This is a genomic window from Flagellimonas oceanensis (assembly GCF_003992595.1).
Taxonomy (GTDB): Bacteria; Bacteroidota; Bacteroidia; order Flavobacteriales; family Flavobacteriaceae; genus Flagellimonas; species Flagellimonas oceanensis.
This window is the reverse complement of sequence record NZ_RZNA01000024.1, coordinates 148,640-173,994: the sequence shown is the minus strand read 5'-3', so window position 1 is coordinate 173,994 and position 25,355 is coordinate 148,640. Positions and strand designations below refer to the sequence as shown.

Genomic DNA, 25,355 nt, shown 5'->3' with positions numbered 1-25,355 from the left:
ATTTGTGTGCTGGGGGAGTCTATTCCACGCGTCTGCCTTCGGTGGTAAAGGAAAGTCCTTGTTGGCCCGATGTGGAAATCATAACACCTTCAAAATAGGGTTCGTGCGAAGAGGGTTTTATAGACCATTGGAAAAGGAAGTTGGCACCCGTTCCGCCCGATCGGTCTTTTTCGTCAATCACAATTTCCACGGTTTCCATGGGTTTGATGTAGATAGGTTCATCAAAATAGGTTCTGATGGGGTTTCCTTTGGTATCAAAATATTCAGCCTTGTGGATGTAAATGGTATCCGCCAAATTAGTATTGCGCATGCTTATGGTGCTGGTAAGGTTATGGGTCCGGTGTTCTGTTTCGCTATAAATTTCGGAATACACAGAAAGATACGAGGCGCCCTTCAACAGGGAATCCTGTTCGGAAATTGTAGCGGTTCTATTGCTCCAGTTTACCGGGTCAATGGAACTTACTTCTTCCTTTGCTTTTTCGGCGCAGGAAAAAATCAATAGTAAAAAAACAAAAGGAACCCATTTACTCAGCATATACATTGGAATATGAATAACTAAGATACGGATTAGTTGGGAATGGATTAAAAATCACACTAGTTTGATGGAACTAGCTTTTTTGTTTTTTGAACAGTAAATAGGAATACACTACGGGTACCAGAACCATGATAGCCGTAATGATCAAAAAAATGACGGCATTGATTTCTTTTTCAAAAATTAAGCAGGAAAGAATGATCAGCAGCCCTCCGATAAACCAAATTTTGCCTCCCATTTTATGGGTTTCTTTCCAAACAATTTCACTTTCCAAAGTCCACGGTGTTCGGATTCCGATGAAATAGTTGGCCTTGATGGTTTTGAAGTAGTTTCCAAATATGATAAATAGCACACCCATCAACAAGAATATATAATTTGGATTGGCCACGGATTGATTTTTTGCCATATAAATGATAAACAACGCCAAAACTGACATAAATGTGGTGGCAATCAATTTTAAGGTGTCGTATTTCTTGCCCATTTTTTGGATTTGTTTTTTTGGATCAATATAAGGTACGGCCAAAAAGATCACATAGATGAGCACTGATGTTAGAATAGGAATCAAAATAAGTTCCGACTTATCCCCGTAGCGGTCTACTTCTCCCTTAATGTTGTAATGTAGTGGAACTTCGGCGGGGAGTTGGTTCCAGACATAGGCCAAGTATAAAAAGGGCAATAATACAATGCCAATCAAGGGGAGTTCCTTTGTCAATTTCATAATTTATTTTTTTAAAGTCAGTATCCAGTTGAGTAAATCTTCTAAAATGGTGGTGTTGAGGGAGTATTCCACAAATTGCCCTTTTTTTTCGCTGGTGACCAAATCGGCCTGTTTTAAAATATCCAGATGGTGCGAAATACTGGGTTTGGATATGTTGAACCGTTCGGCAATCTCCCCAGCGTTCATGTCTTTTTCCTTGAGCAGTTCCACAATCTGCCTTCGGGTTTGGTCATTAAGGGCTTTAAACAGCGAATTCATTAAAATTAGTTATTTAGATAAATATCTAAATAACTGTTGAAATTTACAAATAATATTTCTGTAAAAACTTGAATATTAGTGATTAATGAGTCGTACTGAGCTTATTTTCAGCAGGCCATTTTTGAAATCAATGTGGTAAGACCTTGAACTGAATTCAAAGTAATACGTTAATCCATCCCATACAAAGCCTTGCCCGCTTCCTCATATTTATCGCCTTCGTTCCAGAATAATTTATCCGTAGTATTGGCAATCAATCGGCCACTGTATACATAGCCTTGATAGAATTTTAAAAGGTAGTCGTAATCCAAACTGTCTGCTTCGTCGTCGGCTTGGTGGTAGTACTTCATGATTTCTTCATCAAAACTATGGAAACCAGTGGAGTACGTAGGTGCGGGAATTCCTTTTCTGGCAAAGCTTACATTATCGCTACGGTCAAAAAGTCCCTGTTCCGGTGCTGGATCACCAATGGCCTTGAGGCCAAATGCTCCTGCTCCCTTTACAATCAATTCTTCTGCCGAGGTGCGTTCCAAACCGATTATGGTGGCCAAAGAAGTATCGTTGTATCCCCCGCCATCGGTATTGAAGCAATAAGAGACTTGATCCAGTGGAATCAAGGGGTGGTCTGCGTAGTACCGACTTCCCAATAATCCTTTTTCCTCCGCTGTGAACAAAATAAACAGTGCGGAACGTTTGGTGGGATACTTGCCGAGGTTTTCCAACATGGAAAGTACAGCGGTTACTCCAATGTTATTGTCACGTGCCCCATTGTAAATGGAATCTCCTTCAGCATTGGGTTGCCCTATGCCCACATGATCATAATGTGCAGAGTAGATCACATATTCATTTTTGAGGGTGGGGTCGGAACCTTCGATAACACCTACCACATTTTGGGTGTCCAAATACTTTTTGGATTGACCGTCAGATTTGATGGTAATGGGCATGGTTTGTCCCTTTTCTAGGTTGGGCTTGTTCTTGTTCAAATTTACCCACATGTTGAAAAATGAACTATCGTCAGTACCATCGGATTCTTTCTTTATTGTTGTTCCAGAACCAGAGTAGTGTTTTATCCTGCTCCAAAGGTCTTCCTCGAAATCAACCAGTTCAATCAAGCCCAAGGCTCCATTTTGTTGAGCCAGCTCTACCTTTTTTGATCTACTCCTGAACATATTGTTCGGGGTAGCATCTTCGCCACTTCCGGCTAGCACGACCACGACTTTTCCTGAGACATCGGCACCTTCAAAATCATCTTCTGAACCATACTCCAAAAACACGGCTTCTGCCGATTGGTCAATGGCAGGCAAGGAAAAAGGAGCTGTCAATGGATATTCAACACCATTTACGGTAAGGTCCAAAACGCTTGGGGGTTTGGATTGCTCCAATTTAAATTTTTGATAATAGGAATTACCCTCAGAAACGGGCTTTGCCCCAAATTTATGTAGTTGATTGGCCAAGTAGCTGGCCGCTATTTTGTTGCCTTTTGTGCCAGCTTCGCGACCTTCCAAAAGGTCATCGGATAGGAATTGGATATGGCTTTCAATGGTGTTCTTGTTGACCGTGGCGGCTGCCTTTTCTTTGTCGGATTGAGCAAAGCTTAGGAAAGAAAAAAGGATGGAGGCAAAAGTAAAGAATAGTTGTTTTTTCATTTTTTTGAAGTGTTTATAAGGCAGGCAATCGTGTTTGTTCGTTTGCTGGCAGTAAAAGAATCATAATTCTCTCAAATATAACATTTAAACTTAAGTGGTCTTGTGTCTAATATTCGGGGTGCAGCTATTTTTTTATGATAGGTATCCAGAACTCTTCTTCCGATTCGGGATGCTCCCCTTTGTATTTTTCTCCCATAAGGGCGAAATAAGGTCTGCAGTCCATTTCATATTCTGATTTGGGAAGCCATTCCCCATAAATATACCTGAAAGCTTTCATGGCTTCACTCGGTTTACCTTTATAGGGGAACACGGCATACAATCCTTCGGGAATGGTCAAGCTTTCCATGCCTTTTGGTATTTCTTCCATTTTGGAAACGGCAATGGCTGCCCACTTTTCAAATGGCTGTGTGGGGTCAAAATTTTGAAAGAATGTGGTGGTGGGATAGATTTCCACTGCGTAACTATCATTGTTAATGGAATGATTTATTTCCTTTTTACGGGGAGAAAAGCTCTGCCAAAGTTCAAAAGTGTTTTTCTCTGCGAAGGAGGTAATTGTTTTTTTGCCAACCAGTGTAGTAGTGGGTAAGGTTTGAATTCGTGGGGTCATCAAATTTTAGTTTAGGTTAGCATTCTCTTCAACCCTAAACAGAACGATTTGTTCTATGAGGTCAAATGGAATGGGCTGGTTCAAGGGAAACTGTACGGAACCCTTTCCTTGTTTGTATTTTGAAAGCTCTTTTTGAAATGCTTCGTGTCCCGATGGGGTTGCGTAAAAACCGATGTGGTTTTTATATCCAGCAAAGTAAACCAAAGGTTTGCCATTGGTTTTGTAACCTGGCATACCATAGACTATTTCTTCCGTGGCCATTGGAGCTGTTTCTTTAATGATGGTCCTTATTTTTTGAAGAAGCTGTTGCACCTCTTCAGGGAATCTTGAAATGTATTGTTCTATTTCGTTCACGGCCAGTGTGTTTAATTTAAAGATAGCCTATTCTACATCCAGTACAACTAGAAAACATAATTTAATTGCAGCCCCCAAAAATAATTGCGGCCATTGCCTGGGTAATAATATCTGGGCTGGGCCCCGCCAAAACCAACCGCATTGATCAATACGGATTGGGCATAATTGCTGTCAAAAATATTATTGATGCCGGCACTTAGCCCCAAGCTAATTTGTGATGATACCGCTGTACGGAACCCTAACTTGGCATGGAAAACATTAAAGGAGTCACTGCTAATGGAATTGGCATCCGTCATGGGAATTTCGTCCACGAACTGATGGGTCAAGTTTAATTGTAACCCATTGGAATGTCTAAAATCGATTCCAGAACTCAACCGATGTTTCGGCACACCAGTTAGCGGATTGCCCGAATAATCATTGTCCTCATCTACAAATTCCACGAAACTATGATCGTTGAGGGTATAGCTGAAATAGGGTGCAAAAGTCAGCTTTGATGTGAGTTTTCCGCTATATTTTAAATCGAGTTCCAGACCTTGGTGTCGAGTTTTACCAGCATTTCTCCCGATATATTGGTCCTCGTCCACCCGTTCGGCCACCAAAAGGTTTTTTACGTCCATTCGGTACAAGGTAAAGTTTGCAATCATCCTTTTCTGGAAAAGCATCCATTCGGTCCCTAGCTCGTAGTTGGTTCCTGTTTCTTGTGCAATGTCCGGGTTGATGATGCCATCCGGGGTCAATGTCTCTTCCAGACTTGGATTGGAAAATCCCCTGCTAATATTTGCATAGACCTTACCTTGTTGCCATTGGTAATTTAGGCCAAGATTTGGAAGCAATATCGCATCAAAATCGCGTTCTGCCGAAGCATTGGCACTACCCTGGTTGAACAAATCCCTAAAATCATAATGGGTCTTGTTCCAGTTGATGCCCATTTGAGCCGAAAGGTTTGACGTAATGGGGTAGGTCAAGGTGCCAAAAAGGTTGAACTGCCTACGGAATTCTATGTTATCGCTAAGCTGGTCGCCAACTAAGCTACCATTCCCATTATTTTCCTGATATAGGTTCTCAAAAGTACCCCAGTGATATTCGTCCCTGTAAAACTCTGCACCAAAGGAGAAGTCCGCTTTCCTCCAATTTCCGGTGAAGCGGCTCCGGAATCCGTAGCCATTGGTAAACTCGTCCAATATGTTGAAAGGCCGCGGCTCATAATGGTCCAAATAGCTATAAAAGATACTCGTGGTGTTCTGCAGGTGTTCGGAAAATTGATAGGTGTGGGACAGGCCTGTCAAAATATAGGTGTTGGCTTCGTATCCTTGAGCGGCCAACCAGTTTGATGCGGCACGGGTAGGGTTCTCTTCAAAATCGGTTTGGTTAATGGAACTTGGTATCTGGGCGGTGTAATCGATATAATTTACCAAAAGGGCTACACTGCTTTTTTGACCCGTACGGAATTGTGTGTTCAACAGCAACCCATCACGTTGGAACTGGCTGTTCTGCCGGAAGCCATCGGTTTCCAAATGATTGTAGCTCAAACTCAAATTAAAACCATCTTCCGAATGTGAAAAACTAAGATTGTCCTTGAGCATATTATAGGAACCGATCGTAAACGAATTGATCAATTGGGTTTTCTCCTGTACTGAAGCTTTTGTCTCCAACAGAATGGCCCCACCAAGATTCGAACCAAAGGCTGAAGCTTTTGGACCTTTGATGATCTCCACCGCACCAAGGTTCTCAAAATCGTACGCCTCGATGGTGGAGGAACCCGTACCATTGGTTACGGGGATACCGTTGAAATACATGCGAAGCTTATTGGTCCCATAGGGTGTCCTGGAACCAATGCCCCGAACGGTTATCCGATTGGTGTTGATGGCACCGGATAGGATGTAAACTCCCGAAATTTGATTGAAGGCCGATGGAATATCCGTGGGATTAAAACGCTCAAAGGTCTTCCCCGCTATTTTCGAGGATGGGGTTATTCCCGTTGCTTTTTTGGGAATTGCTTCTTGGGTAAGCACTACTTCGTCCAACTGGGTAATGGAATCTTTCTGGGTGTTCTGGGCGACTATAGACAGTGTTGTGAAAAATATAAAAAGTAAGGGGAGCGCTTTTGATTTAAAATTCATTCAATTGATTTATCAAGTTCGTCCATCAAGGTTTCGGTATCCATGATCGTGGCAAATTCGTCCTTTAAATTCGCCAATTCTGCGTGAAATATAACCTCTGCGGGGTATTTATTGCCATCATACCCCACTTTATCGAAGGCTGCGGTGGCGTCGGATACCAAAATAACATTAAAGCCAAGGTTGGAGGCCATCCGGACCGACGTGGAAATGCAATGTTCGATGGTCAGTCCTGCAATTACCAAATCCGTTATATTTTGTGCTTTTAAACTAACTTCCAAGTTGGTTCCGATAAAGGCACTATTAACAGTCTTTTCGAATACAGGTTCATTGATTAAAGGCTGTACGGCCGGATGAAATTCATTGCCCATTTTGTTGGGGTACAACGGGGAATCAATTTCAGTGGAATTGTGTTTTACATGGAAAACGGGCAGTTGCTTTTTTCTGAAAATTTGCAATAATCTACCACAATTTTCCTCTGCTTCGGGATTGTTACGTTCTGAGCCATAAAAAGCCCCTTCCTGGAGTCCGATTTGGGTGTCTATCAACACAAGTGCAGTCATGAGGTTGAATTTTTGACCTAAAATTACGGGAAAACATCAAGAAAGAACAGTTTGATTCTTTTCATCGATGGATACATTGGCAAATTCAATTTTAGGGAGCCGCCCACAATAGCTATTTTTGAACAAATTTGAGCACATGAAGATTGTATCCTACAATGTAAATGGAATAAGGGCCGCCTTAAAAAAGGGTTTTGTGGAATGGTTGGAAACGGTAAGTCCAGATGTGGTCTGTTTACAGGAGACCAAAGCCATGGAAGAACAAGTGGACACCTCTGTTTTTGAGGAGGCAGGGTATTCCCATAACTATTGGTTCAGTGCCCAGAAAAAAGGATACAGTGGTGTGGCCCTGCTTTGCAAGAACGAACCTGACCATATTGAATTTGGTACGGGCATAGATTATATGGACCTGGAAGGAAGAAACATCCGGGCCGATTTTGGCGACCTTTCGGTAATGAGCATGTATTTGCCATCCGGGACCAATATGGACCGTTTGGATTTTAAGTTGACCTATATGGCCGATTTTCATAAGTATTCGGAAGGGCTTAGAAAAGAACGCCCCAATCTTATTGTTTGCGGGGATTACAATATCTGTCATGAAGCCATAGACATCCATGACCCTGTTCGAAATAAGAACGTATCAGGCTTTTTACCTGTGGAGCGCGAATGGATCGGTAACTTTATGAAAAGTGGCTTTATTGATAGTTTCCGCCATTTTAATAAGGAGCCCGATAATTACACTTGGTGGAGTTACCGAGCCAATGCAAGGGCCAACAACAAAGGATGGCGCTTGGATTATGGTATGGTGGCCGAACCGTTGGAAGATAGATTAAAGCGCTCCGTGATTTTGTCTGAGGCAAAACATAGTGATCATTGTCCGATTTTATTGGAGGTCGAAAAATAACATTGGCATAAAGACCGATGTTTTTGTTTCAGTACCTTTAACCGTGCTAAACTGCAGAAGATGAAATACACTAGAATTCCACATACCGATATCCGAATATCCAAAATTTGTTTGGGTACCATGACCTGGGGCCGCCAGAACAATGAAGACGAGGCGCACGAGCAAATGGATTATGCCCTTGACCAAGGTGTCAACTTTTTTGATACGGCCGAACTGTATCCGGTTCCTGCAAAAAAGGAGCTCTACGCGGTTACCGAGGAACTTGTCGGAAACTGGTTCAAAAAAACTGGAAATCGTGATAAAGTAGTATTGGGATCCAAAATAGCAGGACCTGGTCATGCCGCAAAGCATATTCGCAGCACCGGATTTAGCAGGGAATCCATTATCAGTGCGGTGGAAGGTAGTTTAAAGCGACTGCAAACAGACTACATTGACCTATACCAGCTTCATTGGCCAGAACGAAACACCAATTATTTTGGACAACGGGGATACAATGCCCATGCCGTGGATGTTTGGGATGATAATATTCATCAAGTTTTGGAAACGCTACGCGATTTGATTGCCGAAGGCAAGATTCGTCACGTAGGACTGTCCAACGAAACGCCTTGGGGAACAATGCGTTTTTTGGAGGAGAGCAAGGTACATCAATCTTTGCCCCGAATGAAGACCATACAGAATCCGTACAGCCTTTTGAACCGTCTCTTTGAGGTAGGACTTTCCGAGATTTCCATGCGGGAACAGATAGGTCTGTTGGCTTATTCGCCACTTGGTTTTGGGGTATTGAGCGGAAAATATCTTACCGAAGTTCCACCAAGGAAAGCCAGGATAACCTTATTTCCAAATTACAACAGGTATAGTGGGGATTCAGCTGTTGCAGCCACCGAGAAATATGCCCAATTGGCTAAAGAACATGGGTTGAGCATGGCACAAATGGCTTTGGCCTTTGTAAATACCCGACCTTTTTTGACCAGTAACATCATAGGAGCAACCAGTATGGAGCAACTTAAGGAAAACATCGGAAGTATCGATGTAGTACTGTCGGATGAGGTTCTGGAAGGCATTCAGGAAATCCACAACGCAATTCCGAACCCTGCGCCATAATTATTCCAAAGTGTAAGCGCGATACTCGTCGCCAGGGTCGGTGCCCATTTTTCCTCCACCACAGGAAATGACCACGTATTGTTTGCCATCGACTTGGTAAGTAATTGGTGTGGCATACCCTCCGGCAGGTAGTTGATCTTCCCAAAGCTGTTTGCCCGTTTTCATGTTGAACGCACGTATTTTTTCATCCTTGGTGGCAGCAATAAAAAGGACACCGCCTTTGGTTACGACTGGTCCTCCATAGTTTTCAAGTCCGGAAACAGGAACGTTGGGGTCCTGTAAACTTTCTTCATGCCCTAAGGGTACCGTCCACAGATATTCACCCGAATTAAGGTCTATGGCATTTAAAGTTCCCCATGGCGGTTTTACCACAGGATAACCTCGGTCATCTTTAAATCTTGCAAAGCTTGAAATGGAATAAGGAACATCGATCTTTGTTTTCTCAACCCTATGATCTTTGGTTTCTTCGATATCCATTAAAAAGTCGGTAATGGCATTGGTTTCTTCTTCAGAAAGATTTGGCATGCCCGGCATGGCACCACGACCTTTTTGGATAATGCTTGTTATGGAGTCGGATTCCAATCGCAACTTCACGTTCTGAAGCTCAGGGATTCCGTTCAGGCCTTGCAAATCCCCTCCATGGCATCTGGCGCAGTGAATTTGTGCCAAACTTTGTCCCATACTCGAACCTTCGCCATTGCCACCAACTTCCTTCATTTTAATGATCCAAGCCATTTCGTTGGCATTTACGTACATTACGCCGTCTCTTGGGTCGAGTGCTGCTCCACCCCATTCTGCACCACCATCGGCCCCTGGGAATAGGATTACCCCGGTAGTATCCATGGGTATAAATTGTCCTTGTGATGTAATGGATTTGAATTTTTCAAGCACGGTGGGAGCTTCATCAGTTTCGTTGCCAGGAACCAAATCATCGACAAAAGCAGTTCGCTCAGGAGCATATAAATCGTCCTCTGTTAAAATCTGACGTGCAAAAGGCGCAGGTTTTTTGGGCAGGGGTTGGGTCTCAAATGCTTTTTCTCCATGTAAAGTTGAGCTTGGATATGCTTTTTCCTCGATAGGGAATAAGGGTTCCCCTGTGATTCGGTTAAACACGAATACATGGCCGCTTTTGGTCACCTGTGCCACAGCGGGAATGGTTAGCCCGTCCCTTACAATGTCCACCAAGTTGGGCGGTGCGGGTAAATCACGGTCCCAAATGTCGTGGTGCACCATTTGAAAATGCCAAATTCGTTCTCCTGTATTCGCATTTAGCGCCAACAGGGAATTGGCAAAAAGGTTAGATCCTTCGCGGTCGCCACCGTACCAGTCAAAAGCCGCTGAACCCGTGGGGATGTAAACAATGCCTTGCTCGTTGTCCAACGCCATACCGGGCCAACTATTTGCTCCCCCAACTTTTTTATATGCCTCAGCAGGCCAGGTATCGTAACCAAACTCTCCTGGTTGTGGAATGGTATGGAAGGTCCATAAAATTTCGCCCGTGAGCACGTCGTAGGCTCGGATGTGTCCTGGCGAAGAACCGGGACCTTCGCCCACTCGGGTACCTTGTATCAATATGTTTTTAAAAACTGCACCAGGGGTGTTGGAGACCACGGATAATTTGCTCGGGTCCCTACCCAAACCATCACGAAGGTCAATGCTACCATTATTACCAAATTCGGTAATGGGTTGGCCAGTTTCAATATTGATGGCATACAGTTTTGGCCCTGATGAGAAAAAGATACGACTGGGAGCAGTACCGTCAGATTTCCAATAATTCAAGCCACGATTGAGCCCTAGACCTGATTCATCCTTTGTTTTTGGGGAAAATTTCCAGATTTCCTTTCCTGTTTTCGCATTGATTGCGAACAATTCAATGGCCGCATTTACCCCATAAAGCACATTTTCAACCATTAAAGGGCTGGTCTGTATTTGTGTAGTTCTTCCCTCTTGCAGACCTCCACTTTTATAGCTCCAAGCTAGTTTTAATTGGGAAACATTCGTGGTGTCAATTTGATCAAGATTGGAGAAATGGGTTCGTTCGGGGTCGCCTAAATAATGCTCCCAAGTGTTGAAATAAACCTTGTCTGCATTATTGGGATTTGGGCTGGTACAGGAAATGAGAATTGCTATGGGGGCGAGGAGAAAATACTTTTTCATGTGCGGTTTGAATGTTTTTTAATTGAATATTAGTAATCAATCATGATGCCTTGTCTCTTCGAGCGCAGTCGAGAAGTTATTGGAACCAACGTCTTAAAAATGAGGTCTCGACTGCGCTCGACCTGACAACCTGTTGTTTATGGACAATCAGAATTTTAAATATAAAAAGAAACCTGCAATTACTTTTTTATCCGAAGAGATGTGCGACCACATCTTCAATCTTGGAGACCTTTTGAACCAGAATTCCAGATTGTTTTAGCCCAATCTTGTTGTTTTTTGAGACAAAGATTTTGGAGAAGCCCAGTTTTTCCGCTTCAAGAATACGTTGGTCCACACGTTGCACAGGCCTGATTTCTCCTGCAAGTCCGACCTCTGCGGCAAAACAAACGCCTTTTTCAATGGCGATATCGGAATTACTGGATAGGATAGCGGCCATAACGGCCAAATCAATGGCAGGGTCATCCACGGAAATCCCACCTGTAATGTTCAGGAAAACATCCTTAGCACCCAATTTAAAACCTGCGCGTTTTTCCAAAACGGCCAAAAGCATGTTCAATCTTTTGGCATTGAATCCTGTAGCCGAACGTTGCGGTGTTCCATACACGGCAGTGCTCACCAAAGCTTGAATCTCAATGAGCAAGGGTCGCATACCTTCCACTGTTGCAGCGATGGCCGTACCGCTAAGGTCTTCGTCATTTTTGGAAATCAATACCTCCGAAGGATTATTGACTTCACGGAGGCCGCTTCCCTGCATTTCGTAAATGCCCAATTCCGCAGTTGAGCCGAATCTGTTTTTGAGGGAACGGAGAATGCGGTACACATAATTACGGTCACCTTCAAACTGTAGAACGGTGTCCACCATATGCTCCAAAATCTTGGGGCCTGCAATAGTGCCATCTTTTGTGATGTGTCCCACTAAAATAACGGGGGTGTGACTTTCTTTTGCAAATTTGATGAGTTCCGCGGTGCATTCACGAATTTGGGAAATGCTCCCGGCGGCAGATTCAATATAATCGGTGTGGAGTGTCTGAATAGAGTCAATGACGACCAAATCGGGCTCAATGGTCGAAACTTGCTGAAAAATATTCTGTGTTTTGGTCTCGGTAAGGATGTAGCAGTTTTCGCTATTGGGCTGAATACGGTCAGCGCGCATTTTTATCTGCCGTTGACTTTCCTCGCCCGACACATATAGGATTTTATAGGGCAGTTTCAAGGCAATCTGAAGCAGCAAGGTACTTTTTCCGATACCCGGTTCGCCGCCCAACAAAGTCAAAGACCCTGGAACGAGCCCACCGCCTAAAACGCGATTGAATTCTTGGTCCAATGTGTCCAAACGCAGTTCTTTTTCTTGGGTGATTTCGGAAACTCGAAGGGGTTTGTTGGCCTGTGTGGCAACTTTGTCGGCCTTCCAACTTTTTTTATCCTCCTTTTGGACCACTTCTTCCACAATGGTGTTCCATTCCTTGCAAGAGGAACATTGCCCTATCCACTTAGGGAATTGGGCTCCACAATTTTGACAAAAGAATGCTGTTTTGGTCTTGGCCATTCAAACTAAATGAGGGGCCTAAAGATATGGATTTAGATGATGGATTGGATATTTGGATTATTAGATAATTCGATTTTTAGAAGGGAAATCATTTAATGATCCAATAATCAACGAACCCATTCGGTTAATACCCGAAATCCGCTTTAAGGGCATCAATTTTTTCGAGGGCCATATCCTTGGTCAAAAAGTCGATTTCTTCAAGTTGAAATGCTTTTTCGAATGTTTTGAACGCTTTTTTGGGCTCTCCGATAAACTCGTAGTATTCTGCCTCGAAATAAAAGCCCATCATGGTATCCGGGAATTCCTTTTTGCAAAGGTCTGCCAAGGGTTCCAGTGACTCGTAGTCCTCTTTTTTCAAGCAGGCAGCATAAATGGCCATAATATCGTTGAGTTCCACTGGTTTTTCAAACCCGAACAGGTCTTCTATGGTTTGGTATCTGTTCTCCAAATAACTGAAAACAGGTTCTTCGGAGGTCAAAATATCGGATTTGTACTCTGCTGGTGTGATAGGTCTGTATATGCTGAATACATTATCAAAAGCTTTACTTATACCATAGGCCGCAATGGAGGTATGGTCAGCTTTTTCGTATTCATCAAAAAAATAATGCAATGATTCACGGGTAATGGAGCTGATGCTAGTGTTCATTTGAAGGATACGCTGTCTATCGTCCGTAGGTTGTTTTTCTACGATCAGGTTATAAAAAATAGTCTGGTCGAGTTCGGACAAGCGGGCAGGGACCCTGCTTTCCATTTCGGTGGCCAAAACGGGAGAAATACTAATATAAGAGTTGAATAGGGAGCGGTCTTTGAACAAATAGTAATTGCCAAAATTGCCTGTGATATCGTAGCCCACGAACATTTTAAACGGAGCGACATTATAACTGGTTTCCAGATACGGAATCAGTTCGGTGCCCAAAAACTCGTAGAACATTTTGCCTTTCTCGGTGGGCAATCCTGAGATGTCTTCGTAGTCGCAATCTACCCAACGCAAATCGTTTTGCAGTTGATGCACGCCGACCACGATGGCTTCGGGCATACGGTCAAACTTACTTTGGAATTTCACATTGGCCACAACAAGATCGAACAAATATTCGGCATCCAAAACCACGATCAATGGGTATGATTTTTCTTCAGTGTAGTCCTCGGGAAAATAGTAGGAGACATCCCTTCGCTCTTGCAGTTTGAAGGATTCAAAAATCTCCTTTGTCACTTGAGCGCTTAGGTTCAAGCACGTAAAGCCTATCAGTAGAAATAGACATTTTTTCATTGGTTAAGATTTAGGCGGCTTGGGCTTACCGATTTCTATTCAATAACGGTAATACGATAAAGGATATTGTACCGAAAACAACGACCATTAAAGTTTGGGCGATCCACATGATCCAACCAAATGCATCCCCGGAAACGGAGCTGATGCCATAAATGCCCAATGCAGCACTAACCGCTATGGGATAAAGGCCTATTCCGCCATTGGTGGTGGACATGGCGAAGGCACCGGCCACAAAGGCGACCAATAATTCCCCGAGGGATAGTGGAATGGTCTCTTCAACGGTGTACTTAATGACCCAGAACATGCCAAAATAGGCTGTCCAAATAAACAAGGTGTGGAGTATGAAGGGCCATTTGTTCTTCATTTTGAAAACACTGAGTACGCCATCTTGCAATCCGTTGAGGAACCCTTTCAGTTTTAGTGCCAATGGCGACTTTGATTTACGGATGATGTAGGATCCCAAAAAGAGTCCAACAATGCCAACTAGCAATATTCCGATGGCACCGACAATGTTCACGCCTCTCTCTTCGAGAAACCCAAGGATGAAATCTGTTTGGAGTGCCAGGGTAATTAGAACGATGGCCAAAAGCATCAACAAATCGACTACTCTTTCGGTAACGATGGTGCCGAATCCTTTTTCAAAAGGCACTTTTTCATAGGTGGTAAGTGCGGTCGCCCTTAAAATTTCGCCGGAACGAGGTATTCCCAAGTTGGCAAAATAGGAGATTAGGACAATGAATATAGTGTTTACCGTTTTAGGACGGTATCCCATGGGTTCCAAGAGGTATTTCCAACGAACAGCTCGTGAAATATGGCTCAATATGCCAATAATCACGGAAATGGTTACCCAAAATGGGCTTGCATTGGAAATATAATGGATGATTTGTTTTCGCTCCTCGGGTGTGGTGGAATTGTAGGAGTACCAAACCAAAAACAACCCAAATGCGATGGGTACGAACAGCTTAAGAAATTTTTTCAGGGATTTGCCCAAAATTTACTTGAGTAGATTGGTTTCTTCGTTGGGGAAGACCAATGCTGGATTAAATGTTTTTGCCTCTTCGATATCCATCCATGCGTAGGTGATCAGGATCAATACGTCTCCCACGGCCACTTTTCTGGCTGCGGCACCGTTCAGGGTAAGCTCTCCAGAATTTCGAGGGCCAGGAATAGCGTAAGTTTCCAATCGCTCACCGTTGTTGTTGTTCACGATCTGCACTTTTTCGCCCCTGATTATATTGGCGGCGTCCATAAGATCTTCGTCTATGGTAATGCTGCCTATATAGTTAAGGTCTGCTCCGGTAACTTTTACTCGGTGTATTTTAGATTTTACAACTTCTACTTGCATGGTGCAAAATTATCAATTCAATCTTAGATTATCAATTAAGCGCACGCCATCTGCGTAAACGGCAATAAACGCCCTATATTTTTGATTGTTCTGTATTTTTAAAGCTGGAGTCAGTGTGTTCTCGTCCGCGATTTCAAAATATTCCAGGTCAAACAAAGGATGTTGCTCAAATTCGGATTTTACCCAATCCTTTATATATGTAGCACTTTTCGTGCCAAATTCGGCTTTGGCAGCTTGTAGCGTAGTGTGAATAAAACCGGCTTCTTCACGGGTTTCTTTTGATAGTCTTTCGTTGCGGGAACTCATGGCTAAGCCGTGGGGTTCCCTTTCAATGGGGCAACCGATGATTTCATAGGGCAAGTTCTTGATCTCGGCCATTTTCCGAATGATCTGCAATTGCTGGAAATCCTTTTCGCCAAAATAAGCTTTGTCTGGGGCTATGGTCCGGAGCAAAAGCTCCACAATGGTACCTACACCATCAAAATGTCCTGTTCTAAATTCCCCTTCCATTACCTTGTCCAAACCATCGAACTCATAGGATTCGGATGTGACATTGCCATCATAAATTTCATCAACCGTAGGAGCAAAAACCACAATATTGTCCGAAACTTGTTTCAAAAGCTCAATATCCTTTTCAAAAGTCCGTGGATATTTTTCCAGATCGTCCTTTTTGTCGAATTGGGTGGGGTTCACAAAAATGCTGACAACCACCAAGTCGTTTTCCAAAAGTGCTTTTTTAACCAATGAGATATGACCCGTGTGAAGCGCCCCCATTGTGGGCACAAGACCTATGGTGTGGTCTTCTTTACGCTGCTTGGCGGTAAAGTTGTTGAGTTGTTTTTTAAGGTCGAATATCTTCATATACAGGTACAAAAGGGTGCAAAAATACTATAAATACAGCTAATCAGCATAATTTTTGTACTTTTGCAGCTATGTTTTTCAGATAAACAAAAGAAAGCGTTTATGAATGGTAAAAAGGTATTGTTTGTATCTTCTGAATTAGTTCCCTACCTCCCAGAGAATCCTGTTTCCTTAATGTCGTACGAAGCACCTAGAATGGTGAACAGTAACGGTGGGCAGATCCGCATATTTATGCCAAGGTATGGAAACATCAACGAAAGGAGGCATCAATTACATGAGGTAATACGTTTATCGGGGATGAACCTGGTGATCAATGACATGGATATGCCCCTGATCATAAAGGTGGCGTCCATTCCAAAGGAACGAATCCAAGTCTATTTTATAGACAACGATGAATACTTCAAAAGAAAAGCCACGTTTGCCGATGCCGATGGGAATCTGTTCCCCGATAATGACGAGCGCGCCATATTCTTTGCCAAAGGTGTGGTGGAAACAGTGAAAAAACTGAATTGGTCGCCGGATATCATCCACGTCCACGGTTGGATGGCTTCCATGGTGCCGCTTTACCTGAGAAAGTATTATGCTGACGAGCCCTTGTTTTCCGAAAGTAAGATAGTCACATCCGTATATGGTAAGGATTTTGAGGGAGAGCTGGATAGCGCTATGATAGACAAAATTGCTTTTGATGGCATTGACAAGGAGGAAATTTCCTCGCTTGCCCAGCCCGAGTATAATAATTTGTTAAAGGTTGCCGTAGATCATTCCGATGCCGTTATTTTAGCCGCGGAGGATTTGTCCGATGACCTAAAAGGCCATATCGATAATCTTTCCGTACCAGTATTGCCCTACGTTTCCCTTCAGGAAGCGGAAGAGGCGTACATAAATTTCTATAATACAGAGGTTTTAAAATAGATTGAATGAGATTTTCCAAGATTTTCAAGGTTTCGGCGCTGGTTGGAACTTTGTTTTTACTGATTGCCTCTTGTGAAGATGAATTGGACACCATAGGTGAAGGTGTTATTTCAGGAGAGCCTTTTACGACCGGCAAAGTGGAGTATGATGTTTTTGCCTATAATAAGAGCATTACCGCTGTGCAGACCAATAGACTCCCATTATACCAATTGGGGACTTTTAATGATCCTGTTTACGGACAAAGGAAGGCAAGTATAATTTCGCAAATTGTATTGCAATCTGCCTCCCCAACGTTTGGTGTACTAAGTCAGGCCAGGGAAGATGAGGCGGATAACGATCAAGAGAACGAAACGGTAAAAGAGGTCATGTTGCACATTCCTTTCCAAACGGCTCCTTCGCCGGATTTGGATGGTGATGGTATACCCGATGCGCTTGAAAGTGATGGTGATGCCACTGATCCAAATTCCGACTGGGATAATGACGGTGTTTCCGATATTCAGGAACAAGCGATAGGATCTAATCCATATGATTCGGACGAGGATGGCACAGGTGCTGATTTTGTGGCCAACGCCTACCCGAATAAGTTCGATCTGGATAGTATTTATGGCTATGTAGATGAAGAGCAGACTTTTAATTTAGTTGTATCGAGGTCAAATTATTTCCTTAGAGGCTTAGACCCCAACTCCAATTTTGAAGAAGCACAGGAATACTACTCCAATCACGATTTTTCCAGTTTCATAGGAGAGACTCTTTTTAATGGGGAAGTTACCATAGATAATGAAGAACAGTTGTTTCGGGATAATGAAGACGATCCGGAAACCGATGTAGACGAATCCCTGGAAGTAACCAGTAGATTGGCCCCTGGTATTCATGTTCCCTTGGACAATGCATTTTTTCAAGAGAACATACTTGATAAAGAAGGACAGACCGAATTGTTGAGCCAATCCAATTTCAGGAATTTTCTACGGGGAATCCATTTATCTGGGACAAATGCGGATGACTTGATGTTCTTGTTGGATTTGACACAGGCCAATATTACCATCACTTACGAATATGATGATTACGATTCCGAAGCTGATGAAATTGTAACTGCTGAAAGGGATTTTGTATTGAGCTTTTTGTCCGGGAATGCCCAAAGTGGAATTTCAGGAAATGCGGTAAATGTTTTTGAAAATGAAATGTTTCCAAACCCGGATATAGCAAATGCCCTGGACAATGGGGAAAATGCTTCCAGAATATATGTAAAGGGAGGACAAACACTTGCAGAAATAAGGTTGTTTGATGAAATGGAAAACGGTGGTTCTGATATCATCAATCAAATCAAGCAGAACAATTGGGTGATCAATGAAGCCAATTTGACATTCTATGTAGATCGAGAAGCATTGGACCAATCTGTTGTTGAGCCACCAAGACTGTATTTGTACAATGCGGAAACCAATTCGCCCTTGTTCAGTGTGGGCAATGAACCGGTAACATCGAATTCAGGCCCCAATTCATTAAGATATTACCCCAACCATGATGGTGTGTTGCAAGAGGAAAACGATTTGGGCGTAAAGTATACCATTCGCATTACGGAACATATCAATAATATTATTGTAAGAGACTCCGCTAATGCCAAACTGGGATTGACATTGACTCCGAATATCAACCTTACAGTCGCTCGAGAAGCGATTGGTGCTGATATGCAAGGAGTGGATTATCCTATAGGTGCATCCATAAGTCCTCTGGGAACGATACTATATGGTAGTAATGTGGCAGATGGAGAAGAAGGGAAAAAGTTGAAATTGGAGATTTCTTACACCGAAGCCAACTAATCAATCTTTGATTTGTCGTGGTTTTTTGAACGTTTATCGTTTTAAAGAACCATAAGTACCTATTTTAACGTATACCTTTTAAATTTGATGACCAAACCCCCAAATGGTTATTAATTAAAAAAAAACTTATGTGTGGAATAGTTGGTTACATTGGCCATAGAGATGCTTATCCAGTTATAATCAAAGGCCTGCAAAGACTAGAATACCGAGGGTACGATAGTGCGGGTGTTACCTTGTTCGATGGTGAGAATATCCATCTTACCAAAACAAAGGGAAAAGTTGAAGATTTAAAAAACAAAGCGGAAGCATCCATTTCCACAAAAGGGAAGTTAGGTCTCGGACACACCAGATGGGCAACCCATGGTGTACCAAATGATGTGAATTCCCATCCACATTACTCAAATTCCGGAGATTTAGTGATTATCCATAATGGAATCATTGAAAATTATGAATCCATCAAACAGGCACTTATTAAAAGAGGATACACTTTTGAATCTGATACAGATACCGAAGTGCTTATCAATCTCATTGAAGAAGTCAAGAAAAAGGAAGGCGTAAAATTGGGTCACGCAGTTCAAATTGCTTTGAACCAAGTGGTGGGGGCCTATGCCATTGCGGTTTTTGATAAGAATAAACCCGACGAAATCGTGGTTGCCAAGCTAGGTAGTCCACTTGCCATCGGAATAGGGGAAAACGAATACTTTATTGCTTCTGATGCCTCACCTTTCATAGAATTCACGAACAATGCCGTTTATTTAGAAGATGAGGAAATGGCCATTGTAAGGATAGGTAAGGAAATCAAGTTGAGAAAAATCAAGGATGATTCCATTGCCTACCCTAATATTTTAGAGCTTAAGCTCAATCTTGAAGAAATTGAAAAAGGAGGCTATGACCACTTTATGCTCAAAGAAATCTATGAGCAGCCAAAAGCTATTCAGGATACATATAGAGGACGTTTGCTTGCGGACAAGGGAATAGTCAAAATGTCTGGCATTGATCAGAACCTTGAAAAATTCCTCAATGCCAATAGAATCATTATCGTAGCATGCGGTACTTCATGGCATGCAGGTTTGGTGGCCGAATATATTTTTGAGGACATGGCCAGAATACCTGTTGAGGTTGAATACGCATCGGAATTCAGGTACCGAAATCCTGTTATTACCGAAAACGATGTATTGATAGCTATCTCCCAATCCGGGGAAACGGCAGATACCTTGGCGGCCATTAAGTTGGCCAAAGAAAAAGGTGCGTTCGTATTCGGTGTCTGTAATGTGGTAGGTTCCTCTATCGCGAGGGAAACCCATGCAGGAGCATATACTCACGCAGGACCGGAAATCGGAGTGGCTTCGACCAAGGCATTTACCACGCAGATTACGGTATTGACCTTGATTGCCCTGAAATTGGCACAAGAAAAAGGGACGTTGTCGCAATCCAAATACCATGAATATTTGGCAGAATTGGAAGCCGTGCCCACAAAAGTGGAAAAGGCATTATTGTCCAATGCATTGGTAGAGGAAATATCGGAAATCTATAAAGATTCATCGAACTGTCTGTATTTAGGTAGGGGATACAACTTCCCCGTTGCCTTGGAAGGGGCGTTGAAATTGAAGGAAATCAGTTATATCCATGCCGAAGGCTACCCGGCCGCCGAGATGAAGCACGGTCCCATTGCTTTGATCGATGAGCAAATGCCCGTAGTGGTAATTGCCACTAAAAAAGGGCATTACGAAAAAGTGGTAAGCAACATCCAGGAAATCAAATCCCGAAAGGGTAGGATTATTGCCATTGTTACCGAAGGGGACAAAGCCGTTAAGGAGCTTGCTGACCACGTGATAGAAGTTCCTGAAACTTCAGAAGGTCTTTCTCCACTACTCACAACCATTCCATTGCAATTGTTGTCATACCATATTGCGGTAATGAGAGGTTGTAATGTGGATCAGCCAAGAAACTTGGCAAAATCCGTTACGGTAGAGTAAAAGGAACAAGAAATACAATTTGAATCAAAAAGGCGCTGTTTTCAGCGCTTTTTTTATTGATAAAGTAGATTTGAATACTTTTTTTTGCCAAAAAAGTATTATGCATGCATAATTTTTTTCAAATTTGTATAATCGGAATAAAAAAAAATGTATCTTCCCGATTGATACTTAACATGCACAAAAACTAAATTAACTCTAATCCATAGCAAATGAAAAAACTTATGTTTGTTTCCCTGATGCTTTTGGGTTTGGCGACTTATGGTCAAACCACTGTACAGGGAAAGGTAGTTGATGAAAACAATGAGCCTATACCGGGAGCCAATGTGGTCTTGGTAGGTAAAGCAGAAGGAACCACTACGGACTTTGATGGAAATTTTACCTTTAATACTGATGAAGAGCCCCCTTTCCAGCTTGAATTTTCCAGTATTGGTTTTTCGGATTTCACAGCAAATGTCACATCAAACAACCAAACGCTTACCATTACACTTTCGGAAGCTAATACGTTGTTGGACGAAATCGTAATCTCGGCGTCAAGAACACCGGAACGAATTTTTGAATCTCCCGTATCCGTTGAAAGGTTTGGGCTTAGGGAAATTAAAAACACCACGGCTGAATCCTTTTACGGTGGCCTTCAAAACTTGAAGGGTGTGGATATCAATACGAATAGTTTAACGTTCCAATCCATAAACACCAGAGGTTTTGCAACCTTTGCCAATAATAGGTTCTTACAATTGGTGGATGGTATGGACAATACCGCACCCGGACTCAACTTTGTATTGGGTAACCTTGTGGGGATGTCCGAATTGGACGTACAGAGCGTGGAGATTCTTCCAGGAGCCTCCTCTGCCCTTTATGGTGCAGGTGCGTTTAATGGTATTCTGTTCATGACCAGTAAAAGCCCATTCGACTTCCAAGGCATAAGTGCTTACGCCAAAGGTGGGGTAACGACACAAGATGCTGCAGGCAGCAATTTTTATAAAGATTTTGGAGTGCGTGCAGCCCATGCCTTCAGTGATAAGGTGGCCGTTAAGGCCAATCTATCCGTTTTGACAGGTGAGGATTGGCATGCCAATAGCCGAATGGATTTGAACAACCCAGGAGCTGACCGTTCCAATCCAGCCTATGATGGATTGAATGTATATGGTGATGAGGTTTCCACTGTTTTGGATTTTGATGCGGCTGCAGGTTTCCCATCAGGAACAGTTGGGTCGGCTTTAATTTCTAGAACAGGTTATGACGAAGCCGATTTGGCCAATTATAATGCAGAAAGTGTGAAAGCGGATTTTGCTTTGCATATCAGACCGTTTGCTGATGATCTGGAGGTAATATTAAACAGTAGAATAGGTAGAGGTACTACCATCTATCAGGGGGGCAACCGATATGCCGTAGCAGGGTTTACCATGCAACAGCATAAACTGGAAATCAAAAACGACAATTTCTTTGTAAGGGGGTATATCGTTTCGGAAAACTCAGGTGATGCCTATGATACCCGTTTTGCTGCAATTAATGTAAATCGAGCTTGGAAATCAGATACACAATGGTTTACGGACTATGCAACGGCTTATATCCCAACGTACTTAGGGGGTATTCAAGGAGCTGGACTTACTCCTGACCAAGCTTCTGCCCAAGCACACATTGCAGGTAGACAAGCTGCAGACCAAGGAAGATTGATTCCGGGAACAAATGCTTTTCAAAATGCGTTTAACAGGGTAATCAATGATGGGGATTTGACCACAGGGGCAAAGTTCATTGATAAGACCAAATTCCGTCATGTAAACGGTAATTACAATATCGCCCACCTAATTGATGATTGGGCCGATATCCAAATTGGTGGGTCGTTCCGGGAGTATGAACTGAATTCCCAAGGGACCATTTTTACTGATATTGATGGCCCCATCAAATACAACGAATACGGAGCATATCTTCAAGTACAAAAGAAATTTTTGGACGATCGTTTAAAATTTACGGGTTCTGCTCGTTACGATAAAAATGAATTTTTTGATGGTTTCCTATCCCCAAGACTTTCTTTGGCCTATACATTGGGAGAGGAAAGAAACCATAACCTTAGGGTTTCAGTGCAGCAGGGATTTAGAAACCCGACAACGCAAGATTTGTTCATTGGTTTGAATGCAGGTCGTGCCATTTTGGTAGGTTCTGCACCCTCAAACTTGGATAGGGATGTAAGAACATTCAATATAAGTGAGGCAGGTCAGGAAGAATATGGACAACCAGCTACAGTTGAAATTGTGGGGCGTGAGGCCTATGAAAATGCATACTCTACTAGTTCTTTGCAAGCAGGGGCTCCTGAGGTAGTGAACACCCCGCTTGTAAAACCTGAGGAAATCATTGCCTACGAAGCAGGTTATCGAGGGCAAGTGGGTAAGTTTACCATTGACTTGAGCGGATATTACAATAGCTATTCCGACTTTTTGGCCAATACAACCACAGCGGTTCCTTTTTATGGTGAAGCAGGAGATGGCGGCTTGTCTTTAGCGGCTATCCAAAATGGCGATTACCAAGTCTACCAAACCTATACCAATTCCGAGGCGGATATCAACTCCTATGGAGGTACCATAGGTGTGGACACCAAACTTGGTAATTTTGATTTAGGAGTAAACTATACGTTTGCCGAATTGGATATTGATGAAGGTAAATACCCAGATTTAAGAACCAACTTTAACACGCCGAAGCATAAGGTAAAAGCATCTTTCGGGAACACCGAGCTTTTCAAAAACTTTGGATTTAACGTAAACTACCGTTGGAGCGATAGCTATTACTGGGAAGCCTCTTTTGCGGATGGCGATATTCCAGCATATACTGTGTTGGATGCCCAGATCAACTATTCGGTTCCATCCATCAAATCAGTTTTCAAACTGGGTGGATCTAATCTATTGGGCGATGAATACTACACGGCAATTGGTACAGGACTTATTGGTTCCATATACTATTTGTCTTGGAGCATAAACCCTTAAACAACAGTAAAAAAGAAAAAGAAAAGGCGTTGGGCAAACCAACGCCTTTTTTATTGAAAAAAAAGCTGAAATCGGTTTCTGAATAAAAATGTAAAAGCATATCTTTGCAGCCGAAAAAATAGCGGTTATTTTCCGCGTATTCAATTATAAATAAACATACTAATGTCTAAAGTAACAGGTAAGGTTGCCCAAATTATAGGCCCGGTCATTGATGTTGAGTTTGAATCTGGGGTAGAGATCCCAAGAATTTATGACTCCCTTGAAATCGCAAAAGCTGATGGCTCAAGATTGGTTTTGGAAGTACAATCACATATTGGTGAGAATACTGTAAGAACCATTTCCATGGACTCTACTGATGGATTGAGCAGAGGTGTGGAAGCAGTAGCTACCGGAAATCCAATTCAAATGCCAATCGGTGAAGATGTTTACGGACGTCTTTTCAATGTGATCGGTGATGCCATCGATGGTTTGGAGGAACTGCCTAAAACTGGAGACAATGGACTTCCAATTCACAGGGAAGCACCAAAATTCGAGGACCTTTCCACTTCCACGGAAGTACTTTTCACAGGTATCAAAGTGATCGACCTTATCGAGCCCTACGCAAAAGGTGGTAAGATTGGATTGTTCGGTGGAGCCGGTGTAGGTAAAACCGTATTGATTCAGGAGTTGATCAACAACATTGCAAAAGGGCACGGTGGTTTGTCCGTGTTCGCAGGTGTTGGAGAGCGTACTCGTGAAGGGAACGATTTGCTTCGTGAAATGTTGGAGTCCGGTATTATCAAATACGGGGACGATTTCTTGCACTCCATGGAAGAAGGAGGATGGGATTTGTCCAAAGTAGATAAAAAGGCAATGAAAGAGTCCAAAGCTACCTTCGTGTTCGGTCAGATGAACGAACCACCAGGAGCACGTGCTCGTGTGGCATTGTCTGGGTTGACCATTGCAGAGTATTTCCGTGATGGATCAGGAGAAGGACAAGGAAAGGACGTTCTTTTCTTCGTAGATAATATTTTCCGTTTTACCCAAGCAGGTTCTGAGGTATCCGCCCTTTTAGGTCGTATGCCATCAGCGGTAGGTTACCAACCAACATTGGCAACAGAGATGGGTGCCATGCAGGAAAGGATTACATCAACAAAAAGAGGTTCCATTACATCGGTACAGGCGGTTTACGTTCCTGCGGATGACTTGACGGACCCTGCACCAGCGACAACATTTGCTCACTTGGATGCGACTACCGTACTTTCCCGTAAAATTGCCGAGTTGGGTATTTATCCAGCTGTGGATCCTTTGGATTCAACTTCCAGGATTTTGACCCCTGAGATTTTGGGTAAAGAGCACTACGATTGTGCACAACGTGTAAAAGAGTTGTTGCAGCGCTATAAAGAGCTTCAGGATATTATCGCCATTTTGGGTATGGAAGAACTTTCTGAAGAAGATAAATTGGCTGTAGGTAGAGCAAGACGTGTACAGCGTTTCTTGTCCCAGCCGTTCCACGTAGCGGAGCAATTTACCGGTATTCCTGGGGTATTGGTTGATATTAAAGAGACCATCAAAGGATTCAACATGATTATGGACGGTGAATTGGATCACTTGCCAGAATCTGCATTCAACCTTAAAGGTACCATTGAGGAAGCTATCGAGGCTGGAGAGAAAATGTTGGCGGAAGCATAAAACAAGTTAAGGGTTAAGAGTGTCGAGTTCAGAGTAACTC

21 protein-coding genes are annotated in these 25,355 nt (G+C 42.9%); 7 read left to right on the top strand and 14 right to left on the bottom strand.

From position 1 onward, the window contains the following. Positions 1-19: 19 nt before the first annotated feature. From EO132_RS07755 to EO132_RS07720, 8 genes are all read right to left on the bottom strand, one after another. The gene (locus EO132_RS07755; protein ID WP_127137342.1) at positions 20-535 is read right to left on the bottom strand and encodes a DUF3124 domain-containing protein; all 516 of its coding nucleotides are present in this window, start codon (positions 533-535) and stop codon (positions 20-22) included. Positions 536-608: 73 nt separating this feature from the next. Beyond that, positions 609-1,250, bottom strand: a complete 642-nt coding sequence (locus EO132_RS07750; protein WP_127137341.1) for an SdpI family protein — start codon at positions 1,248-1,250, stop codon at positions 609-611. A gap of 3 nt (positions 1,251-1,253) precedes the next feature. Next, the gene (locus EO132_RS07745) at positions 1,254-1,508 is read right to left on the bottom strand and encodes an autorepressor SdpR family transcription factor (protein WP_127137340.1); all 255 of its coding nucleotides are present in this window, start codon (positions 1,506-1,508) and stop codon (positions 1,254-1,256) included. A 167-nt stretch (positions 1,509-1,675) separates the two neighbouring features. Further along, complete coding sequence (locus tag EO132_RS07740) at positions 1,676-3,151, bottom strand: M28 family peptidase (protein ID WP_127137339.1); 1,476 nt, start codon at positions 3,149-3,151, stop codon at positions 1,676-1,678. Between the two features lie 124 nt (positions 3,152-3,275). Further along, a complete protein-coding gene (locus EO132_RS07735; RefSeq protein WP_127137338.1) occupies positions 3,276-3,758 on the bottom strand; it encodes a GyrI-like domain-containing protein in 483 nt (160 codons plus the stop codon). Between the two features lie 6 nt (positions 3,759-3,764). Next, positions 3,765-4,112, bottom strand: a complete 348-nt coding sequence (locus tag EO132_RS07730) for an iron chaperone (RefSeq protein ID WP_127137337.1) — start codon at positions 4,110-4,112, stop codon at positions 3,765-3,767. Between the two features lie 47 nt (positions 4,113-4,159). Next, positions 4,160-6,232 (bottom strand): TonB-dependent receptor family protein, encoded by a 2,073-nt coding sequence (locus EO132_RS07725; protein WP_127137336.1) that lies wholly within the window; start codon positions 6,230-6,232, stop codon positions 4,160-4,162. Next, positions 6,229-6,792, bottom strand: a complete 564-nt coding sequence (locus tag EO132_RS07720) for a cysteine hydrolase family protein (protein ID WP_127137335.1) — start codon at positions 6,790-6,792, stop codon at positions 6,229-6,231. Before EO132_RS07720 ends, EO132_RS07725 begins: the two co-directional genes overlap by 4 nt. A gap of 136 nt (positions 6,793-6,928) precedes the next feature. Between EO132_RS07720 and EO132_RS07715 the strand changes: the two genes are divergently transcribed. Next, positions 6,929-7,693 carry an exodeoxyribonuclease III gene (locus EO132_RS07715; protein WP_127137334.1) on the top strand — a complete coding sequence of 255 codons (765 nt, stop codon included), beginning with the start codon at positions 6,929-6,931 and terminating at the stop codon, positions 7,691-7,693. A gap of 60 nt (positions 7,694-7,753) precedes the next feature. Beyond that, positions 7,754-8,794, top strand: a complete 1,041-nt coding sequence (locus EO132_RS07710) for an NADP(H)-dependent aldo-keto reductase (RefSeq protein ID WP_127137333.1) — start codon at positions 7,754-7,756, stop codon at positions 8,792-8,794. Here the strand turns inward: EO132_RS07710 and EO132_RS07705 are convergent, their stop codons facing one another. The 6 genes from EO132_RS07705 to panC form a co-directional block, all read right to left on the bottom strand. Continuing rightward, positions 8,795-10,951 carry an outer membrane protein assembly factor BamB family protein gene (locus EO132_RS07705; protein ID WP_127137332.1) on the bottom strand — a complete coding sequence of 719 codons (2,157 nt, stop codon included), beginning with the start codon at positions 10,949-10,951 and terminating at the stop codon, positions 8,795-8,797. Positions 10,952-11,138: 187 nt separating this feature from the next. Continuing rightward, positions 11,139-12,497: a DNA repair protein RadA gene (gene radA, locus EO132_RS07700; protein WP_127137331.1), complete on the bottom strand. Its 1,359-nt coding sequence runs from the start codon at positions 12,495-12,497 to the stop codon at positions 11,139-11,141. Between the two features lie 124 nt (positions 12,498-12,621). Continuing rightward, positions 12,622-13,764, bottom strand: a complete 1,143-nt coding sequence (locus EO132_RS07695; RefSeq protein WP_127137330.1) for an alpha/beta hydrolase — start codon at positions 13,762-13,764, stop codon at positions 12,622-12,624. Between the two features lie 25 nt (positions 13,765-13,789). Beyond that, the gene (locus tag EO132_RS07690; RefSeq protein ID WP_127137329.1) at positions 13,790-14,755 is read right to left on the bottom strand and encodes a lysylphosphatidylglycerol synthase transmembrane domain-containing protein; all 966 of its coding nucleotides are present in this window, start codon (positions 14,753-14,755) and stop codon (positions 13,790-13,792) included. A 3-nt stretch (positions 14,756-14,758) separates the two neighbouring features. Beyond that, positions 14,759-15,109 carry an aspartate 1-decarboxylase gene (panD, locus tag EO132_RS07685; protein ID WP_127137328.1) on the bottom strand — a complete coding sequence of 117 codons (351 nt, stop codon included), beginning with the start codon at positions 15,107-15,109 and terminating at the stop codon, positions 14,759-14,761. A 12-nt stretch (positions 15,110-15,121) separates the two neighbouring features. Beyond that, positions 15,122-15,970: a pantoate--beta-alanine ligase gene (gene panC, locus EO132_RS07680; RefSeq protein ID WP_127137327.1), complete on the bottom strand. Its 849-nt coding sequence runs from the start codon at positions 15,968-15,970 to the stop codon at positions 15,122-15,124. Between the two features lie 102 nt (positions 15,971-16,072). Here panC and EO132_RS07675 point away from each other — a divergent pair, with 102 nt between their 5' ends. From EO132_RS07675 to atpD, 5 genes are all read left to right on the top strand, one after another. Continuing rightward, positions 16,073-16,882: a glycogen/starch synthase gene (locus tag EO132_RS07675; RefSeq protein ID WP_127137326.1), complete on the top strand. Its 810-nt coding sequence runs from the start codon at positions 16,073-16,075 to the stop codon at positions 16,880-16,882. A 5-nt stretch (positions 16,883-16,887) separates the two neighbouring features. Continuing rightward, a complete protein-coding gene (locus EO132_RS07670) occupies positions 16,888-18,696 on the top strand; it encodes a DUF4270 family protein (RefSeq protein ID WP_127137325.1) in 1,809 nt (602 codons plus the stop codon). A gap of 128 nt (positions 18,697-18,824) precedes the next feature. Continuing rightward, entirely contained in the window at positions 18,825-20,672 is a 1,848-nt protein-coding gene (gene glmS / locus EO132_RS07665) for a glutamine--fructose-6-phosphate transaminase (isomerizing) (protein WP_127137324.1), read from the top strand. A gap of 209 nt (positions 20,673-20,881) precedes the next feature. Continuing rightward, a complete protein-coding gene (locus tag EO132_RS07660; protein ID WP_127137323.1) occupies positions 20,882-23,644 on the top strand; it encodes a TonB-dependent receptor in 2,763 nt (920 codons plus the stop codon). A 162-nt stretch (positions 23,645-23,806) separates the two neighbouring features. Next, a complete protein-coding gene (gene atpD, locus EO132_RS07655) occupies positions 23,807-25,315 on the top strand; it encodes a F0F1 ATP synthase subunit beta (protein ID WP_127137322.1) in 1,509 nt (502 codons plus the stop codon). Positions 25,316-25,355: the final 40 nt, after the last annotated feature.

Bases quoted from the DNA above. Each gene is read 5' to 3' on its own strand.
- EO132_RS07755 (WP_127137342.1), bottom strand. From the start codon at position 535: ATGCTGAGTAAATGGGTTCCTTTTGTTTTTTTACTATTGATTTTTTCC.
- EO132_RS07750 (WP_127137341.1), bottom strand. From the start codon at position 1,250: ATGAAATTGACAAAGGAACTCCCCTTGATTGGCATTGTATTATTGCCC.
- EO132_RS07745 (WP_127137340.1), bottom strand. From the start codon at position 1,508: ATGAATTCGCTGTTTAAAGCCCTTAATGACCAAACCCGAAGGCAGATT.
- EO132_RS07740 (WP_127137339.1), bottom strand. From the start codon at position 3,151: ATGAAAAAACAACTATTCTTTACTTTTGCCTCCATCCTTTTTTCTTTC.
- EO132_RS07735 (WP_127137338.1), bottom strand. From the start codon at position 3,758: ATGACCCCACGAATTCAAACCTTACCCACTACTACACTGGTTGGCAAA.
- EO132_RS07725 (WP_127137336.1), bottom strand. From the start codon at position 6,232: ATGAATTTTAAATCAAAAGCGCTCCCCTTACTTTTTATATTTTTCACA.
- EO132_RS07720 (WP_127137335.1), bottom strand. From the start codon at position 6,792: ATGACTGCACTTGTGTTGATAGACACCCAAATCGGACTCCAGGAAGGG.
- EO132_RS07715 (WP_127137334.1), top strand. From the start codon at position 6,929: ATGAAGATTGTATCCTACAATGTAAATGGAATAAGGGCCGCCTTAAAA.
- EO132_RS07710 (WP_127137333.1), top strand. From the start codon at position 7,754: ATGAAATACACTAGAATTCCACATACCGATATCCGAATATCCAAAATT.
- EO132_RS07705 (WP_127137332.1), bottom strand. From the start codon at position 10,951: ATGAAAAAGTATTTTCTCCTCGCCCCCATAGCAATTCTCATTTCCTGT.
- radA (WP_127137331.1), bottom strand. From the start codon at position 12,497: ATGGCCAAGACCAAAACAGCATTCTTTTGTCAAAATTGTGGAGCCCAA.
- EO132_RS07695 (WP_127137330.1), bottom strand. From the start codon at position 13,764: ATGAAAAAATGTCTATTTCTACTGATAGGCTTTACGTGCTTGAACCTA.
- panD (WP_127137328.1), bottom strand. From the start codon at position 15,109: ATGCAAGTAGAAGTTGTAAAATCTAAAATACACCGAGTAAAAGTTACC.
- panC (WP_127137327.1), bottom strand. From the start codon at position 15,970: ATGAAGATATTCGACCTTAAAAAACAACTCAACAACTTTACCGCCAAG.
- EO132_RS07675 (WP_127137326.1), top strand. From the start codon at position 16,073: ATGAATGGTAAAAAGGTATTGTTTGTATCTTCTGAATTAGTTCCCTAC.
- EO132_RS07670 (WP_127137325.1), top strand. From the start codon at position 16,888: ATGAGATTTTCCAAGATTTTCAAGGTTTCGGCGCTGGTTGGAACTTTG.
- glmS (WP_127137324.1), top strand. From the start codon at position 18,825: ATGTGTGGAATAGTTGGTTACATTGGCCATAGAGATGCTTATCCAGTT.
- EO132_RS07660 (WP_127137323.1), top strand. From the start codon at position 20,882: ATGAAAAAACTTATGTTTGTTTCCCTGATGCTTTTGGGTTTGGCGACT.
- atpD (WP_127137322.1), top strand. From the start codon at position 23,807: ATGTCTAAAGTAACAGGTAAGGTTGCCCAAATTATAGGCCCGGTCATT.